Below are 14,572 nucleotides of genomic sequence, written 5' to 3'. Positions count from 1 at the left end.
CTTGGGCTCGACCCGACGCAGCGTCTCGTCCAGCCAGCGGCCGATCTTCGCCGTGTCGGCGGTGACGGGCCGGGTGAGGGTGATCGGGCGGGCGCGACGGCGCGGCCTGGTCGGCGCGGGCCCGGGCGCACGCGGCGCGACGGCGCAGCCTGGTCGGCGCGGGCTCCGGGCGCACGCGCCGACAGGCTGCGGACGGGGCGGCCTGGTCCGCGCGGGCCCCAGGGGGCGCGCCGGCCAGGCCGCGGAGGGGCCGATCAGGCGCCGTACGCGGCCGGATCGGCCAGTACGTAGCCGTCGCCCGCCCGGTGCGCGCGCGAGCGGCGCAGGTCGGCGAGGACGAAGGTGCGCTGGAGCCAGCGGTCCGTGCCGTCGAAGCGCGGGCTGAACGCGGTGCGCCCGTGCACCGTGATCCGGTTGTCGACGATCGCGAGGTCACCGGGCTCCAGCCGGGCGGTCCGGGCGGTGCGTTCGAAGAGGATCCGCAGCTCGGCCAGCGCGCCCGCGGCCCGCTCCGTGAGCGGCTCGGTGGCCGCCATGTCCACGCGCAGGTCCGGGTCCTCGTACGCACCGGTGAGCACCGGGTGCGGCTCCGCGGGGCCTTCGGCGGCGCCGAAGGACGGCGGCGGCGCGGTGCGGAACTCCGGCCGGTGCAGCGCCGCCCGGGTCCCCTGGTCCATCAGCGGCAGCACCTCGCGCACGCAGGACGTGCGCAGTCCGGCCAGCCCGTCCGGGTCGGCGCGCAGGCACAGCAGCATGACGAAATCCGGCCGGTGCGGGTGGAAGGCGTTCTCGTTGTGGAAGGTGAGGAGTACCGAGCCCGCGTTGCCCTGGAACTCCTCGCGCCCGGGCACCGGGACGACGTCCTGCACCAGCGCCCCGGTCTTCTCCGGGCGGAAGGCGGCGGGATCGCCGAGCCCGCAGGCTGCGAGCATCAGCACCGACGCCGGTACGGTCGCGACGCGCTGCACCGAGCCGTCGGCCAGCGGGGTGCCGCCGAGCGCGGGCCCGCCGACCGGCAGTCCGCGCACCAGCAGGGCGCCGCCCGGCCCGGGGGCCCGGCGGAAGGCGCGCAGGGCACGGCGCAGCCGGGCCGGCAGCTCCTCCCAGTGGTCACGGGCCGCGGCCACCCACGCGGGCTCGTCGAGCAGGACCCCTTCCGGCCTGCCGCAGAGCAGTGCGGCGACCCGTTCGGTGGCGGCCGTCTCGGCCCGGGTGAGCACCAGGTCCGGCGCTGATATGTCGATGTCCAGTGATACCGGCACGGATGCCAGCCTTTCTCTCAGCGGTGGGGTGGGCCGGTCAGTGCGGGGCGGCCGGGTCCAGCTGCCGGGAGACGACCTCCCACAGGCTGCCGACGGTCTCGAAGGCCTCCGGGCCCAGCTCCTCGTCGGGGATGGCCACCTGATAGGCCTCCTCGAGGCGCACCAGCAGCTCGACGACGGCCATCGAGTCCAGCCCGGCGGCGCGCAGCCCGCGGTCGGCGGACAGCGGCCGCTCCTCGGCGAGCCGGGGCAGCAGCTCGGCCAGGACGCTCTCGTACCGGTCGTCCCAACGGTGGTGTGTGGTCATGCTGTTCAGCTCCTTGCGGTGCGACCGGCGAGGTCGCGGTGGTGGTGGTCCTGCTGGTCGGTGGGGTGGTCGACGAAGTGGTCCGCGGGGTGGTCGACGGCGTGGTCGCGCAGGGGCTCGCGGGTGAGGGTCAGCCGGTCGGCGCTGACCACGCGGCCGTCCCGGACGGTGATCTCGGCGGGGGCCGGGCGGCTGAGGAAGCCGAGCAGGCTCGCGGTGGCGCCGTACGCACCGACGTTGGGCACGGCCAGCAGCGCGCCGGGCCGCGGCGGTACGGTCTCGCTGGCCCGGCTGATCACGTCGGCGGGGGTGCAGAGCGGCCCGACCAGGGCCACCCGGCGGGTCCCGGCCTTCCCGGCCACGGGCCCGGGGTCCGTGAGGTGCAGGGGTTCGGCGCGCAGCGAGGGCAGTCGGCCCACTCCCGAGAGGCCGCCCAGGTGGTTGATCCCGCTGTCGAGCACGCCGTAAGCGGTGCCCCGGCTCTCCTTGACCTCGGTGACGGTGCAGACGAGGCGCCCGCTGTCGCCGACCAGGTAGCGGCCGGACTCGAAGGCGATCTCCAACCGCCCCTGCCAGCCCGGCAGATGCTCGTCCAGGGCGGCCTCCAGCGGTGCGCGCAGCGCGTGGTAGAGCGGCCGCTGCCCCGGGGCCGCGTACGGGCAGGCGAACCCGCCGCCGAGGTCCAGCATCCGCAGCGGCCTGCCCCAGTGGGCCTCCAGCGCGGCGGCGGTGCGGATCGAGGCGACGGCCTCCGCGAGCAGCCCCTGCGGGTCGGCGGCGTTGGTCAGCGGGAAGAAGTGCAGCCCCCACAACTCCGTCCCGTCCACGGTGAATTCGTCGATGCCGGGCAGGCCGTCCACGATGTCGTGGCCGAACTGCGAGGCACCGCCGGTCATCCGCAGGCCGACGCCCGCTCCCGCACCCGCGCCGTTGATCCGCAGCAGGCAGCGCGCGGTCGTGCCCAGGGCCCGGGCCTCGGCGCCGACCCGGCGCAGATCGGCGGGCGACTCGACCGAGAAGGTACGCACCCCGGCGGCCATCGCTTCGCGCAGCTCCCCGGCGGTCTTGCCCGGGCCCCCGTAGAGGCAGTCGGCGCCGTCGAAACCCGCCGCCAGAGCGGCGGCGAGTTCACCGGTGGAGCAGATCTCCGGGCGGCATCCGGCCAGGCGCAGGGCGCGGACCAGCTCGGGGTGCGGGTTCGCCTTGAGCGAGTAGTAGAGGTGGGAGCGGTCGGGCAGGGCCGCGCGCAGGTCCGCCGCCGCCCGCTCGGCCCGGCCCAGGTCGTACACGTACAGCGGGCTGCCGTAACGGCGTACCAGCTCGGCGGCCAGCAGGTCCTCGGCGGGCGGTGGTTCCGGGGCCGGAGCCCTGGCCGGCGCGGCGGGGTGCGGGTCAGTGCGCATCGATCTCCAGCGCCTTTCGGTCGGTCTTGCCATTGGGGGTGAGGGGCATCCGGGCGATGACCCGGCAGTCGGCGGGCACCTTCGCCGCCTCCAGCCGTTCTTCCAGGCCCTCGATCACCCGGCGCCCGGTCAGCCCGTCCTCGCCGGTGACGACCAGGCGCAGGTCGAGCCCGTCGCGGGGCGCCAGCGCGGCGGCGGCCCGCACACCGGGCACGTCCAGGGCCGCGGCCTCGATCTCCGAGGTGCTCATGCGGACACCGCGCCTCTTGAACTGGTCGTCCACGCGGCCGCTGATGTAGAGGTGCCCGTCCGCGTCCAGCCGGCCGTGGTCCCCGGTGTGCAGCCGGATCCGTCCGGTGCGCGGGTCCGGGCGGTAGCAACGGGCGGTCGGCCCGGGCGCGTTCCAGTAACCGCTCATCACGTGCGGGCCGCCGACGACGATCTCGCCGACCTCGCCCGGCGGCAGTGCGCGGCCCCGCTCGTCGAGCACCTCGACCGTGGTGCCGTCCAGGGGCGGCCCCACCGATCCGGGGCGCTCGCGGTCGGCGTCCGGTGCGGCGATCGTGACCCGCTTGCACTCGGTGATGCCGTACATCGCCACCACGGCCGAGCCCGGGAAGCCGCGGCGCAGCGCCTCGATCGTCGAACCGGCCAGCGCCGCGCCGGTGTTGGTGAACAGCCGGACGTGATCGGGCGGCGCGCCGCGGGCCGCGAGGCGGCACAGCATCTCGGCCAGCGAGGGCACCACCGGCATCACGGTGACCCGGTGCTCGCGCAGCAGGCTGAGCACGCGCACGGGTGCGGCCGCGTCCGCCAGCACCACCTCGGAGCCGCCGATCGCGGCGAGCAGGAGCTGGTAGAGCCCGTAGTCGAAGGAGAGCGGCAGCGCGGCGAGCACCACGTCCTGCGGCCGGTAGTCGAGCCGACGGGCGATCGCGCGGGCGGCGAAGACCACCTGGCGGTGGGTGCAGACCACGCCCTTGGGGGCGGAGGTGCTGCCGGAGGTGTAGATGAGCTGGGCGATCGTGTCGGCCGGCGGTCGGCCGAGCGGAGGGGCCGCGTGCGCGTGCGCCTCCGGGCCGAGAGGGCGCAGGAGTTCGGCGGGCGTCGGCGTACGGGCGCCACAGGCGGCGACCGCCGCGCGGACCGGCTCCGTCTCGGAGGGGTCGAGCACGACCACCGAGGGGGCGGCGTCCGCCAGTACCCCGCGCAGCACGAAGGCCTTCAGCTCCGGGTTCAGCGGGACCGCGACGGCTCCGGCGCGCAGGACGCCGTAGTACAGCGCGACGAACTCCCGCCGGTTGCCGAGCCGCAGGGCGACCCGGTCACCCGGCGCGAGGCCCCAGGACGCGCGCAGCCGGTCGGCCACCGTCCGGCTGGCGTCGGCCAGTTCGGCGTAGCTCCAGGCACCGGAGCCGTCCCGGACGGCGGTGGCGGCGGGGCGGGCGGCCGCGGCGGCGTCGAGCAGGTCGACGACGAGGGTGGCATCGTCCGGTCCGGCGCCGGGGAGGGCGCCGTCCCGTTCCGGCACGGCCGCCGGAACCGGCTCGTCGGGTCCCGTCAGGGTCGCGGTGCTCATACGTTCCAGCCCGAGGGGTCGGTGATCTCGACGACCGCGCTGGTGCAGCTGTAGCCGGTGCCGCCGCCGACCAGCAGGACGCGGTCTCCCCCGCCGACCTCGCCGGTCTCCAGCAGCTCGTTCAGTCCGGCGAAGTGGTCCCCCGCCCCCAGGTGGCCCACCTCGCGGCAGAACTCCCAGTTGGAGAACTTCTCCTCGATGCCCAGCTGGTGCTCCAGCTGCCAGCGCAGCCGCTGCTGCCCGGTGGCGTTGAGCACCACCCGGTCGATGCGGTCCATCGGTGTGCCGGCGTCGGCCAGCGCGGCCCGGATCGACTCGGCCGCCACCTCGGCGGTGCGCAGGGTCGCGGCCCGCATGTTGCGCTGCGCGCGGAAGTACTCCTCGGCCCGCGCCCCCAGGTCGACCGGCCGGTCGGCCGCCTCCGGGCCGGAACGGAATCCCGCCCCCCGGGCCAGGCCCTCCAGCGAGTTGTCCACCCGGGTCGCGGTGGACAGCAGACGGCCGGTCGCTCCCTCGGGCGAGGAACTCAGCACCAGCGCGGTGCCGCCGTCGCCGTAGACCATGCCCCGCTCGGCCCGCCAGCGGTCGAAGGCGGGAGGCGCGAAGCGGTCGGCCGTGGTCAGCAGCACCGCCTCGGGCTCGCCGGCCTCCCCGGACCGCACGGCTTCCCCGGACCGCACGGACGCCCCGGACCGCACGGACGCCCCGGACCCGCCGGACCGCAGCTGCCGGGCCGCCAGTTCCATCGCGGCCAGCCCCGCGTTGCACTGCTGCAGCAGGTCGAAGGCGGGCACCGCCGAGCCGACCGTGTGCTGTGCCACATAGGCGGCGGACGGCCACAACTCGGCCCCCTGGAACCACAGATAGCTGTGGAACACGGCGGCGACCCGCTCCGCGGCCCGGCCGGAACGGCGCAGCGCGGTGCGGGCCGCGCGGACCGCCATCTCCGGCGCGGACAGATCGTCCGGGCCGCCGGCCTCGGCCGAGCTGACCGAGTGGATCTGGTTGACGGCGTGTTCCCCGGCGTCGTACGCACCGGCCTCGACCGCCGCCGCTGCGTTCGTGCGGTCGGCCAGCCAGACACCCGTGCCGGCCAGGTACACCTGCTCCCAGCGCATGTCTCTCCGATCTCCGGCCCCGCGGCAGAGCGCCCGGGGCGACTGTCGGTGACGATGTTTCCGTCCGGCGCCTGCCGCGCGGTTGCCCTGCACTGACGGCCCGGTCGGTGCCGCTCTGCCCGCCGTCCGGGCGCTGGCTGGGCACCGTCTGCCCGTGCGCCGGTCGTGCGCTGGCCGTGCGCTGGCCCCCGGCTGCCGGTCCGCTGACGCACGACGGGCCGTCGGCGGTGACACCGCCGACGGCCCGCGTGTGCCGGACTGGAGCCCGACTGAAGCCGGACTGAAGACCGGCTGGAGAGCGTGCGAGCGCTCAGGGAACTCCGGGAGGGAACTCAGGGAGTGAGGCGCAGGCGGTCCCGGCCCGCCGATGCCACCGCCGCCGCCCCGTACGGCCAGGGCAGACTGCCGCCCTTGGCCCAGAGACCGACCTGGTCGGTGTACGTGTCCGCGCCCGCGTGCCCGGACGCGCCGGTCAGGTTGACCCAGCGGGAGCGCTCGAAGTCCGCCAGGTCCACCACCATCCGCATGGAGGGCACCCAGATCACCTCGAAGCCCTTCTTCGGGTCCCAGCCGTTGGCCAGTACGGAGTCGGTGCCGCCGCCGACCCCGACCGGGTCGGCGTTCAGCAGCCACTGGAGCGGGGCCGGTCCCCCGGTGCCCAGGGTGGGGTTCTCCAGCGTCAGGGTGTGCAGGGCTCCCCAGCGCCACGTGCCCGGATCTTCACCGAGGCGTCCCCGCAGCTCGGTGGCGGCCCGCTCCATGGCCCGGCTCAGCATCGCGTCACGGCCGTGCACGGAGGGGTCGGTGGCGCTGGTCCACCAGATGCTGTCCGGCTGGTCGAGCAGGCCACGTACCACGTCGAACCAGCGGCCGCCGCCGTCCGGGTGGGCGTAGCCCTTGACTCCGGCCTTGCCGAGCCGGTCCGTGAACGCGATCTGCAGCAGTTCGCGCCAGACCGCGTTGAAGTAGGCGGCCGGGGCCGAGTCGGCGCCCTGGGTGAAGTCCCAGCCGCGCAGCAGGTCCTGGGCCGGCTTGGCCTGGGCGCCGACTCCGGCCTTCAGCAGCCGGGGCACCAGGGTGGCGGCGTTGCCGTTCCAGCTGTCCTGGGTGATCCGTTCCATCGCCGCGACGTCCAGCTTGCCGCCCTGCTCGATGAGCTGCGCGATCCGCTGGCTGCGGTAGCCGGTGCCCCAGCTGCTGCCGATGAGGTGCGGATAGGCGGGTCCGACCACCGCGTTGTTGGCGGTGACGATGTACCCCTCCGGCGGGTTGAAGCTGGTGGGCAGCTGGTCGAAGGGCAGGTACCCGGTCCAGTCGTAGGCCCCGGTCCAGCCCGGTACCGGGTGGCGGCTGTCGCCCGCCTTGCGGACGGGTATCCGGCCCGGCGTCTGGTAGCCGATGTTGCCGGCCGTGTCCGCGTAGATCATGTTCTGTACGGGCGAGGCGAACACCGCGGCGGCCGCGCGGAATTCGTCCCAGTTCCCGGCCCGGTCCAGCGCGAAGAGGGCGTCCATGGTGGGGGCCGGGTCCAGCGCCGTCCACTGCATCGCGACCGCGTAGTCCTCCTGCGGGCCGCGCGGCGGGACGTCGGGCTCCTTGCCGTCGTCGGCCACCTCGTCGGCGGACTTGAGCACGTCGGAGATCAGCGGGCCGTGCAGGGTCGAGCGGACGGTCAGGTCCACCGCGGGGGCCCCGGCCACCTTGATCCGTTCCTGCCGGACGGCCAACGCCTTCTGCTCGCCCTGGTGTTCGTAGGTGGCACCCTTCACCTTCTCCACGAACAGGTCGGAGTCGGCGGCGCCCAGGTCGGTGAAGCCCCAGGAGATGGCGGCGTTGTGGCCGATCACGACGCCCGGCATGCCCGCGAAGGTGAAACCGGTGACGTCGTAGGGGCATGCGGGGCCGGTCCGGTTGCAGTGCAGCCCGACCTGGTACCAGATGCCCGGCAGCGAGGGGGTCAGGTGCGGGTCGTTCTCCAGCAGCGGCTTCCCGGTGGTGGTGCGACTGCCGGACACCACCCAGGAGTTGGAGCCGATACCGATGCCCTGCGGACCGAGGACGGCGGCCAGCACATTGCGCACTCCCGCGCTGTCCGCCAGCGCGTGGGAGGCCGCGGCGGGTACGACGGGAGCCGCCGGGGCGGCCGGCGCGGCGGCGGAGGCCGCGGTCGCGGTCGCCGGAGCGGGGGCCGGCGTCGGCGCGGTCCCGGCGGGGGCGGCGCGGTCGGGGACGATCGGCGACCAGCGCGTGTAGTCGTAGCCGGGGAAGAGCGCGTCGGCCGTACCGGCGGGCAGCTTGGCCGCCAGCATCGCCTGCTGGAACTGGTCGATCATGCCGGTGTTGAGGTTCCAGGCCATGGTCTTCAGCCAGGACACCGAATCGGCCGGGGTCCACGGCTCGGGCCGGTAGTCGCCGGAGACGAAGCCGAGCACCGGATATTCGACCGACAGCTCGGCGCCCTCGTTCCGGGCCAGGTAGGCGTTGACTCCGTCCGAGAAGGCCCGCAGGTACGCCTGGGTCTGCGGCGAGAGCATGGTCACCTCCTGCTCGGCCACCCGGTACCAGCCGAAGGTGCGCGCCACCTTGTCGGTCTGCACCTGGCTCGGGCCGAACATCTCGGCGAGCCGCCCCGCGGTGACGTGCCGCTGGGTGTCCATCTGCCAGAACCGGTCCTGGGCCTGGGCGTACCCCTCCGCCATGAACAGGTCGTGCGCGGTGTCGGCGTAGATCTGCGGGATGCCGGAGGCGTCCCGGACGATCCGGGCCTCACCCTTCAGCCCGGGCACGCCGGTGCTGCCGGACAGCTGCGGCAGCGACCGCTGGACCGTCCAGTACGCGTACCCGGACAGGCCGGCGACCGCCAGCAGCACGAGGGCGGTGAGGGAGACCGCCGTACGCACGAGGATCCGCCGCAGGCGTCGGCGCCGGACGGGGGGCGCGGAGGCGGGTACGGCCGGGTCGGAGCCGTCCGGAGTCACCGCGGCGGCCTCCGGCCCGGAGGCCGGGCGGGGGCCGTCCGGACGGTGATCGTCCGGACGGGAGTCGTCCGGCGGGGCCGTGTCGGTCTGGACTGTCATGGGGTGGCGCTTCCTTGTCTCGGCGGGATTCCGGCCATGGCGAACGCCGCCGTGCACGGGCCGGGAGGCGCGGTGCAGGGCGGTGGGCCACGGACGGAAGGGGAAGGGGGAAGGGGGAAGGGAGGGGAGCGCGGCCGGGTCCGCCTCAGCGCGCCAGCCGGGCGGCGCCGTCGGCCCAGGGCCCGCGGGGCGCGGTCCGCGGTGCGGGCGCGGTGTACGGGGCCTGGTCGACCAGGGTCAGGTGGGGGCGGCCGGGCTCGGGCGTCGCGCCGTACGGGGCGGCCGCTCCGCCGCCGGACCCGTCGTGGGCCCGCGCCGTACCGGCCGCCTCGGCCGGGGCGAGCCGGGCGAACGGGTCGGGGCGCCGGGCGAGGATCGCCTCCTCGATGCCGCGCAGCTCCGGGCCGGGCAGCAGGCCCAGGTTCTCCATCAGGGTGTGCCGGGCGCGCTGGTAGGCGGCCAGCGCGTCGGCCTGCCGGCTGCCCCGGTAGAGCGCGACCATGAGCAGCGCCCAGAGCCGTTCCCGGTAGGGGTGTTCGGCGGTGAGGACGAGCAGGTGGGGCACCAGCCGGGCGTGGCCGCCGAGTTCGAGCGCGAGTTCGGTGTGCTCTTCGACGACGGCGAGGCGCAGCTCCGCGAGCCGGGTGCGTTCGACGTCGAGCAGCGGGCCGCTCACTCCGGTGAGTGCGGGTCCGGGCCAGCCGGCCAGGGCGTCGGCCAACGTCCGCTCCGCTGCCTCGGGTTGGCCGGCCGCCCGCAGCGCGCGGGCGTCGGCCACCGACTGCTCGAACCGGCCGAGGTCGCACTGCCCGGGGCCGATGGAGAGCCGGTAGGAGGCTCCGACCCGGGTGAGCACGCCGCCCGCGGTGCGCGGCGCCCGGTCGGGCTCGAACAGCTTGCGCAGCTTGGAGACGTACGCCTGGACCAGATTGGCGCCGTCCAGCACGGTGGTGTCGCCCCAGATCCCGTCGATCAGGTGGTCGCGGCCGACGGGCGAACCGGCGCGTAGCAACAGGACGGCCAGCAGGGCCCGTTGGCGGGGTGCGCCGAGCGGGAGTTCGACGCCGTCGCGCCAGCCCCGGACCTCGCCCAGCAGTTCGAAGCTGAGGTCGGCCGAGTGCGCGGCAGAGGAGGGGTGCGCGGTCGAAGGAGACGGAAGGGCAGTCATGGCAACCTCCGCTGGCCCGGGTCCATCGTGTGGCGGTTCGGGTGCAGCTGTGGGAGTACGGTGCGTGGTCGGTGCCGGCCGGGGCCGGGAGGTGCGGTGCGCGGTCCGGCCGGACCGGGTGGGTCCGGCCGGAGGCACCGGCCGAGTGGCCGACCACCGCACGGTTGGAATGGTGCACGGGGCGCATATACGGAGGATCCTCGAGAGCGTCGGCATCGGGCGGGGCGCCCGTGATCGCGCATATATCCGTCGTAGAGCGGGCTGGATCACTCTTGTTCTCGAGCAGCCGGAACCACCACGGTCCCACCGGCTCTCCCCAGATACGCAGGCATCGATCCACGAAGCGGACGGCACTCCATGAAGCACTCCATCAAGACCCTGGTCCTGCGCAAGGCCGCCATCGTCGTCACCGTCGGCTGCGCCGCCGCCTCGCTGTTCTCGGTGGCCGCCTCGCACCTCGACGCTCCGGCCTCCGAGCAGACCGTGACCGTCGCCACCGGTGGCCCGAAGGACCCGACCGACTGGAACAGCCAGGGCTGATCCACGGGCCGCCGGGCCGCCCGACGGCCCGGTTCAGCAGCTCATCAGTTCAGCGGTGCGGCGGCCCGGCAACGCGCCCGCCGCGCACCCCGGTCGCTCAGCCCGTCGAGCCGCTCGCGCTCACGGGCAGCCCGAGCGACCGCGCCAGCTCCTCCGCCTGGTCCACATCGGGCAGCCCGAGGAGGGCGAACACATCGCGGGCCTGCCGGGCCCGGGCCAGCGCCGCCGCGCCGTTCCCGGTCTCGGCCAGGGCGCGCGCCAGCGCGAGCAGGCAGTGCCCGCGCTGCTGCTGGGATCCCAGCTCCTCGCTCAGTGCCACCGCCCGCTCGGCCTCCGCCAGCGCCTCGTCGTACCTGCCCAGGTCCCGCAGGCTGTCCGAGAGCCGGAACCTCGCCTGGGTCTCCCGCCCCCGCAGCCGGGCCGAGGCGCAGACCTCGAGGCACGCGGTGTAGCTGACGACGGCGTCCGCGGGGCGCCCCAGTTCGTTCAGCGCCATGCCGTGGACGTACCAGGCGTACGAGGTCACGTGCGGGTCCCGCTCGGTGCGCAGCCGCTCCAGCGCGGCCTCGCACACCTCCACCGCGTCGGCGGGGCGGCCGCTGCGCAACCGGGCCTGGGCGGCGTTCAGTTCGGTGGTCAGCTCCCCCGAGCGGTGTCCCAGCCGACGGGCCAGCTCCAGCGCGCGGTCGTAGAACACCACCGCGTCCGTGAAGCGCCGCTGCCACTGTGCGATCAGGCCCCGGTCGTTGAGGATCTGGCGCAGGATGACCTCGTCCCCGGCCCGCCCGCAGGCTTCGGTCGCCAGCCGGGTGTGCAGCTCGGCCTCGGCCAGCCGGGTGTTCTGGAGGGCGGCGTTGCCGCACACGAAGCGGGCCCGCGCCTCGGCCTGGTCGTCGCCGCGGACCGCCGCGGCGTCGGCCACCTTCCGGGCGGTCGTGGCCAGTTGCAGGTACGGGATGTCCTGCCCGAAGGGGCTGAGGGCGACCAGCAGGTCCCCGGCGGTGCGCAGGCTCCGCGGGTCGGCGCCCGCGGAGCTCTGGGCGGCCAGGGCGGCCGCGTTGGCGGCGCAGTCGAATTCGTCGGTCACCCAGGTGCGCGCCTCGGCGAGCGTGGCGAAGCGCGGCCCCGACTCGGGCCTGCCGCCGAGGATCGCGCCGACCGGGTCGCCCGGCACCATCATCTGGAAGGCCGAACACGATCCGTCCAGCAGGAAGTCGAGGAGCCGCCCCAGGGCCGCGGCCCCGTCGTCGCCCTCCGCCTCCTCCGGTCCCGGCTGCTCGGATCCGACGAGCTGGAGCGCGAAGGAGCGCACCAGGTCGTGGTAGCGGTAGTGGCCCGGCCGCGGTGCCTCGAGCATCGCCGCGTCGACCAGCGCCTCCAGCAGCTCCTCGGCGTCGTACGCGTCCAGGCCCAGGGCGGCCGCCGCGGCGGCCGTCCCGATGCCCTGCCGGGTCACGGGCGCGAGCAGCCGGAACGCCCGCGCCTGGGCGCGGGTCAGCTGGCGGTAGCCGAGTTCGAAGACGGCCGCGACGGCCAGGTCTCCGGCGCGCAGCTCGCCGATGCGCAGCCGCTCGTCGGCGAGGCGCCCGGTCATGGTCGCCACCCGCCACCGGGGCCGGGCCGCGAGCCGGGCCGCCACGATCCGCACGGCCAGCGGGAGGTGGCCGCACAGGGCGACCAGTTCCGCGGCGGCTTCCGGTTCCTCGCCGATGCGGTCCGCTCCGACGATCGCCCGCAGCAGGGCGATCGCCTCGGCGGTGTCGAAGACGTCCAGGTCCCGCCGGATGGTGGTGGAGAGCCCGGCGAGCACGGCCCGGCTGGTGACGATCACACCGCAGTCGGCGGAGCCCGGCAGCAGCGGCCTGATCTGCGCGGGGTCGCGGGCGTTGTCCAGGACGACCAGGATCCGGCGGCCGTCGAGGGTCGTGCGGAAGAGCAGGGACCGGTCCTCGGTCGAGGCGGGCATGCCGGGGCCGGGGACGCCCAGCGCGGTGAGGAAGCTGCCCAGGACGGCTCCCGGGTCGGCGGGCTCCAGGCCGTTGCCCCGCAGGTCGGCGTAGAGCTGGCCGCCGGGGAAGTCCGGTTTGGCCTGGTGGGCGACCTGCAGGGCGAGGGTGCTCTTGCCGATGCCGCCCATCCCGGTGACGGACACCACCGCCAGGGAGGAGCGCGCGGGGGCGGTGAGGGCCTGGTAGAGGTCCTGGACCTGGTCCCGGCGGCCGGTGAAGTCGGAGATGTCGGCGGGCAGCTGGGCGGGCCGGGTGGGCGCGGGCGCCTCCTTGGGCGCCTCGCCGACCGGTTCCGCTTCCGCTTCCGGTTCGGGCGCGGCGAGGTCGGCCGGCTGGTCGCGCACCTCGGCCAGGTGGCCCATCAGGAGCGGGTCGTTCGCGAGGATCCGCTCGTGGAGCGCGCTCAGTTCGGGCCCGGGGTCGATGCCCAGTTCGTCGGCCAGGACCCGGCGGGCCCGGCCGAACACCGCGAGCGCGTCGGCCTGGCGCCCCATCGCGTACAACGCCCGCATCAGGAAGCCGTACGGCCGCTCCTGGAGCGGGTGCTCGTGCGTGAAGCCGATGAGGTCCGGGATGACGAGCGCGTGCCGCCCCTGCCGGAGGTCGTGCTCGAAGCGCTCCTCGACGAGCGCGAGCCGCAGCGCGGTGAACCGCGAGCGCTGCTGCTCGGCGAACGGCCCCGGTACGCCCGCCAGCGGCTCGCCGCTCCACAGGGCGAGGGCCTCGGCGAGCAGCCTGCCGCACTCGTCCTCCCGGCCGGCCGCCCGGGCCCGCGCGGCCCCGACCGCCAGCTCCTCGGCGTACAGCGCGTCCACCGAGCGGGGCGGCACCAGCAGCTGGTAGCCGTCGCGCAGCGAGACGAGGACCTTGGGCGCGGAGCGGTCCTCCTCCACGATCTGGCGCAGCCGCCAGGCGTGGGTGCGCAGGCTCGACAGGGCGGAGTCCGGCGCTTCCTCACCCCAGATCGAGGCGAGCAGCTCGTGCGCGGGCGTGGCCCGGCCCGCCCGCAGGAGCAACGCCGCCAGCAGCGCCTGCTGCTGTGGCGATCCGGTGGTCAGGACGCCCCCGTCCCGGACCACCCGCACGGCTCCGAGCACGGTGAACCGGATGCCGTCTTCCCCCATGAGTCCCGTTTTCCTTCCCCACTGGTCCGGCGATCACTGGTCGTGTGATCGTGGGAGAGCGCCCCCCGGCTGCTCCCCCATTTTTAGCCTGGTCATCACACCATAAAGTGAGACGAATGCAGCGTCGCAGCGCCTGCTTACGGGAGGACGGCCAACAGGAGGCATCCGTTCCCGAATACGGGAAAGGGGCCGTTCCAGATTTCTCTGAAACGGCCCCAGACCTACGACTCTCTCGAGTCGGGACGACAGGATTTGAACCTGCGACCCCTTGACCCCCAGTCAAGTGCGCTACCAAGCTGCGCCACGTCCCGGTGCCCCTGTCACCTGGGGTTTCCCCCCGGCGGCGGTGCATGCGCAACATTACCCCACGCCGAGGTGTGTGGCCGCATCCGTGACGGTCCGGGGGGAGGATGGGGGCGTGGAAGCGCAATCGAGGGACCGGGACGACGAAGGACGGGCGCGCAGTGCGCGGCCCCGTGACGGGCTGGGGCGCCCCCTGCCGTACGGGGAGGCGGGCGTCGAGCGGCAGCCCGAGGGGGTGGTGCGGACCCCGGCCGAGACGGTGCGCGAGGCGCAGCGGCTGCTGGACGCGGGGATGCCGTTCCACGCGCACGAGGTGTTCGAGGACGCCTGGAAGTCGGGCCCGGCGGAGCAGGCCCCGCTGTGGCGGGGGCTCGCGCAGCTCGCGGTGGGACTCACGCACGCGGCGCGTGGCAACGCGGTGGGCGGGGCCCGGCTGTTGCGGCGGGGCGCGGCCTCGCTCGCGGAGGTGCACGGGGCGCCCGGAATCGACGTACCGGGGCTGGTCCGGTGGGCCGGTGAGCTGGCTCACCGGGTGGCGGCCGGTCCGGCCGGCGGCCCGGCCGTCGACGCGGCCCGCGAGGCGCCCCGGCTAGGGGGTGTCTGATGGATCTCCGTGGGGAAGGAGCGGCGTCCGGTGCGTGCTCTCGGTGTGCCGGCCGGAAGCCCGCGTACTGGACGTACT

The 14,572-nt window shown here is 75.0% G+C and carries 10 protein-coding genes, 1 tRNA gene and 1 pseudogene; 2 read left to right on the top strand and 10 right to left on the bottom strand.

Annotation, left to right across the window (positions count from 1 at the left end):
• The 8 genes and pseudogenes from ABT084_RS36465 to ABT084_RS36430 form a co-directional block, all read right to left on the bottom strand.
• Window positions 1–84 (bottom strand): annotated as a pseudogene (locus ABT084_RS36465) (phage tail protein); the annotation flags it as partial.
• A 170-nt stretch (window positions 85–254) separates the two neighbouring features.
• Window positions 255–1,271, bottom strand: coding sequence for a TauD/TfdA family dioxygenase (locus tag ABT084_RS36460; RefSeq protein WP_502969285.1), 1,017 nt, complete (start codon window positions 1,269–1,271; stop codon window positions 255–257).
• Between the two features lie 28 nt (window positions 1,272–1,299).
• Window positions 1,300–1,569 (bottom strand): phosphopantetheine-binding protein, encoded by a 270-nt coding sequence (locus ABT084_RS36455; RefSeq protein WP_351053712.1) that lies wholly within the window; start codon window positions 1,567–1,569, stop codon window positions 1,300–1,302.
• Between the two features lie 5 nt (window positions 1,570–1,574).
• Window positions 1,575–2,972 (bottom strand): type III PLP-dependent enzyme domain-containing protein, encoded by a 1,398-nt coding sequence (locus tag ABT084_RS36450; RefSeq protein ID WP_351053710.1) that lies wholly within the window; start codon window positions 2,970–2,972, stop codon window positions 1,575–1,577.
• On the bottom strand, window positions 2,962–4,551 hold the full coding sequence (locus ABT084_RS36445; protein WP_351053707.1) for a class I adenylate-forming enzyme family protein: 1,590 nt from the start codon (window positions 4,549–4,551) through the stop codon (window positions 2,962–2,964). Before ABT084_RS36445 ends, ABT084_RS36450 begins: the two co-directional genes overlap by 11 nt.
• On the bottom strand, window positions 4,548–5,669 hold the full coding sequence (locus tag ABT084_RS36440) for a ketoacyl-ACP synthase III family protein (RefSeq protein WP_351053704.1): 1,122 nt from the start codon (window positions 5,667–5,669) through the stop codon (window positions 4,548–4,550). Before ABT084_RS36440 ends, ABT084_RS36445 begins: the two co-directional genes overlap by 4 nt.
• A gap of 332 nt (window positions 5,670–6,001) precedes the next feature.
• Window positions 6,002–8,746 (bottom strand): penicillin acylase family protein, encoded by a 2,745-nt coding sequence (locus ABT084_RS36435; RefSeq protein WP_351053702.1) that lies wholly within the window; start codon window positions 8,744–8,746, stop codon window positions 6,002–6,004.
• 145 nt (window positions 8,747–8,891) lie between these two features.
• Window positions 8,892–9,914 (bottom strand): AfsR/SARP family transcriptional regulator, encoded by a 1,023-nt coding sequence (locus tag ABT084_RS36430; protein WP_351053699.1) that lies wholly within the window; start codon window positions 9,912–9,914, stop codon window positions 8,892–8,894.
• A gap of 357 nt (window positions 9,915–10,271) precedes the next feature.
• Between ABT084_RS36430 and ABT084_RS36425 the strand changes: the two genes are divergently transcribed.
• On the top strand, window positions 10,272–10,454 hold the full coding sequence (locus ABT084_RS36425) for a hypothetical protein (protein ID WP_351053697.1): 183 nt from the start codon (window positions 10,272–10,274) through the stop codon (window positions 10,452–10,454).
• A 97-nt stretch (window positions 10,455–10,551) separates the two neighbouring features.
• Here the strand turns inward: ABT084_RS36425 and ABT084_RS36420 are convergent, their stop codons facing one another.
• A complete protein-coding gene (locus ABT084_RS36420) occupies window positions 10,552–13,587 on the bottom strand; it encodes an AfsR/SARP family transcriptional regulator (RefSeq protein WP_351053695.1) in 3,036 nt (1,011 codons plus the stop codon).
• Window positions 13,588–13,824: 237 nt separating this feature from the next.
• Window positions 13,825–13,898 (bottom strand) — tRNA-Pro (locus ABT084_RS36415).
• A gap of 107 nt (window positions 13,899–14,005) precedes the next feature.
• On the opposite strand from ABT084_RS36415, the gene ABT084_RS36410 reads away from it, so the two are divergent.
• Window positions 14,006–14,494: a DUF309 domain-containing protein gene (locus tag ABT084_RS36410; protein WP_351053693.1), complete on the top strand. Its 489-nt coding sequence runs from the start codon at window positions 14,006–14,008 to the stop codon at window positions 14,492–14,494.
• Window positions 14,495–14,572 lie beyond the last annotated feature (78 nt).

Origin of the sequence: Streptomyces sp. NPDC002138, from assembly GCF_040296485.1 — a bacterium.
GTDB lineage: Bacteria > Actinomycetota > Actinomycetes > Streptomycetales > Streptomycetaceae > Streptomyces.
The sequence above is the reverse complement of the archived record's forward strand: the minus strand, read 5'-3'. Positions and strand labels throughout refer to the sequence as shown.

Coding starts and splice junctions, on each gene's coding strand:
- ABT084_RS36435 (WP_351053702.1), bottom strand. CDS start 8,746: ATGACAGTCCAGACCGACACGGCCCCGCCGGACGACTCCCGTCCGGAC.
- ABT084_RS36455 (WP_351053712.1), bottom strand. CDS start 1,569: ATGACCACACACCACCGTTGGGACGACCGGTACGAGAGCGTCCTGGCC.
- ABT084_RS36430 (WP_351053699.1), bottom strand. CDS start 9,914: ATGACTGCCCTTCCGTCTCCTTCGACCGCGCACCCCTCCTCTGCCGCG.
- ABT084_RS36425 (WP_351053697.1), top strand. CDS start 10,272: ATGAAGCACTCCATCAAGACCCTGGTCCTGCGCAAGGCCGCCATCGTC.
- ABT084_RS36450 (WP_351053710.1), bottom strand. CDS start 2,972: ATGCGCACTGACCCGCACCCCGCCGCGCCGGCCAGGGCTCCGGCCCCG.
- ABT084_RS36440 (WP_351053704.1), bottom strand. CDS start 5,669: ATGCGCTGGGAGCAGGTGTACCTGGCCGGCACGGGTGTCTGGCTGGCC.
- ABT084_RS36445 (WP_351053707.1), bottom strand. CDS start 4,551: ATGAGCACCGCGACCCTGACGGGACCCGACGAGCCGGTTCCGGCGGCC.
- ABT084_RS36420 (WP_351053695.1), bottom strand. CDS start 13,587: ATGGGGGAAGACGGCATCCGGTTCACCGTGCTCGGAGCCGTGCGGGTG.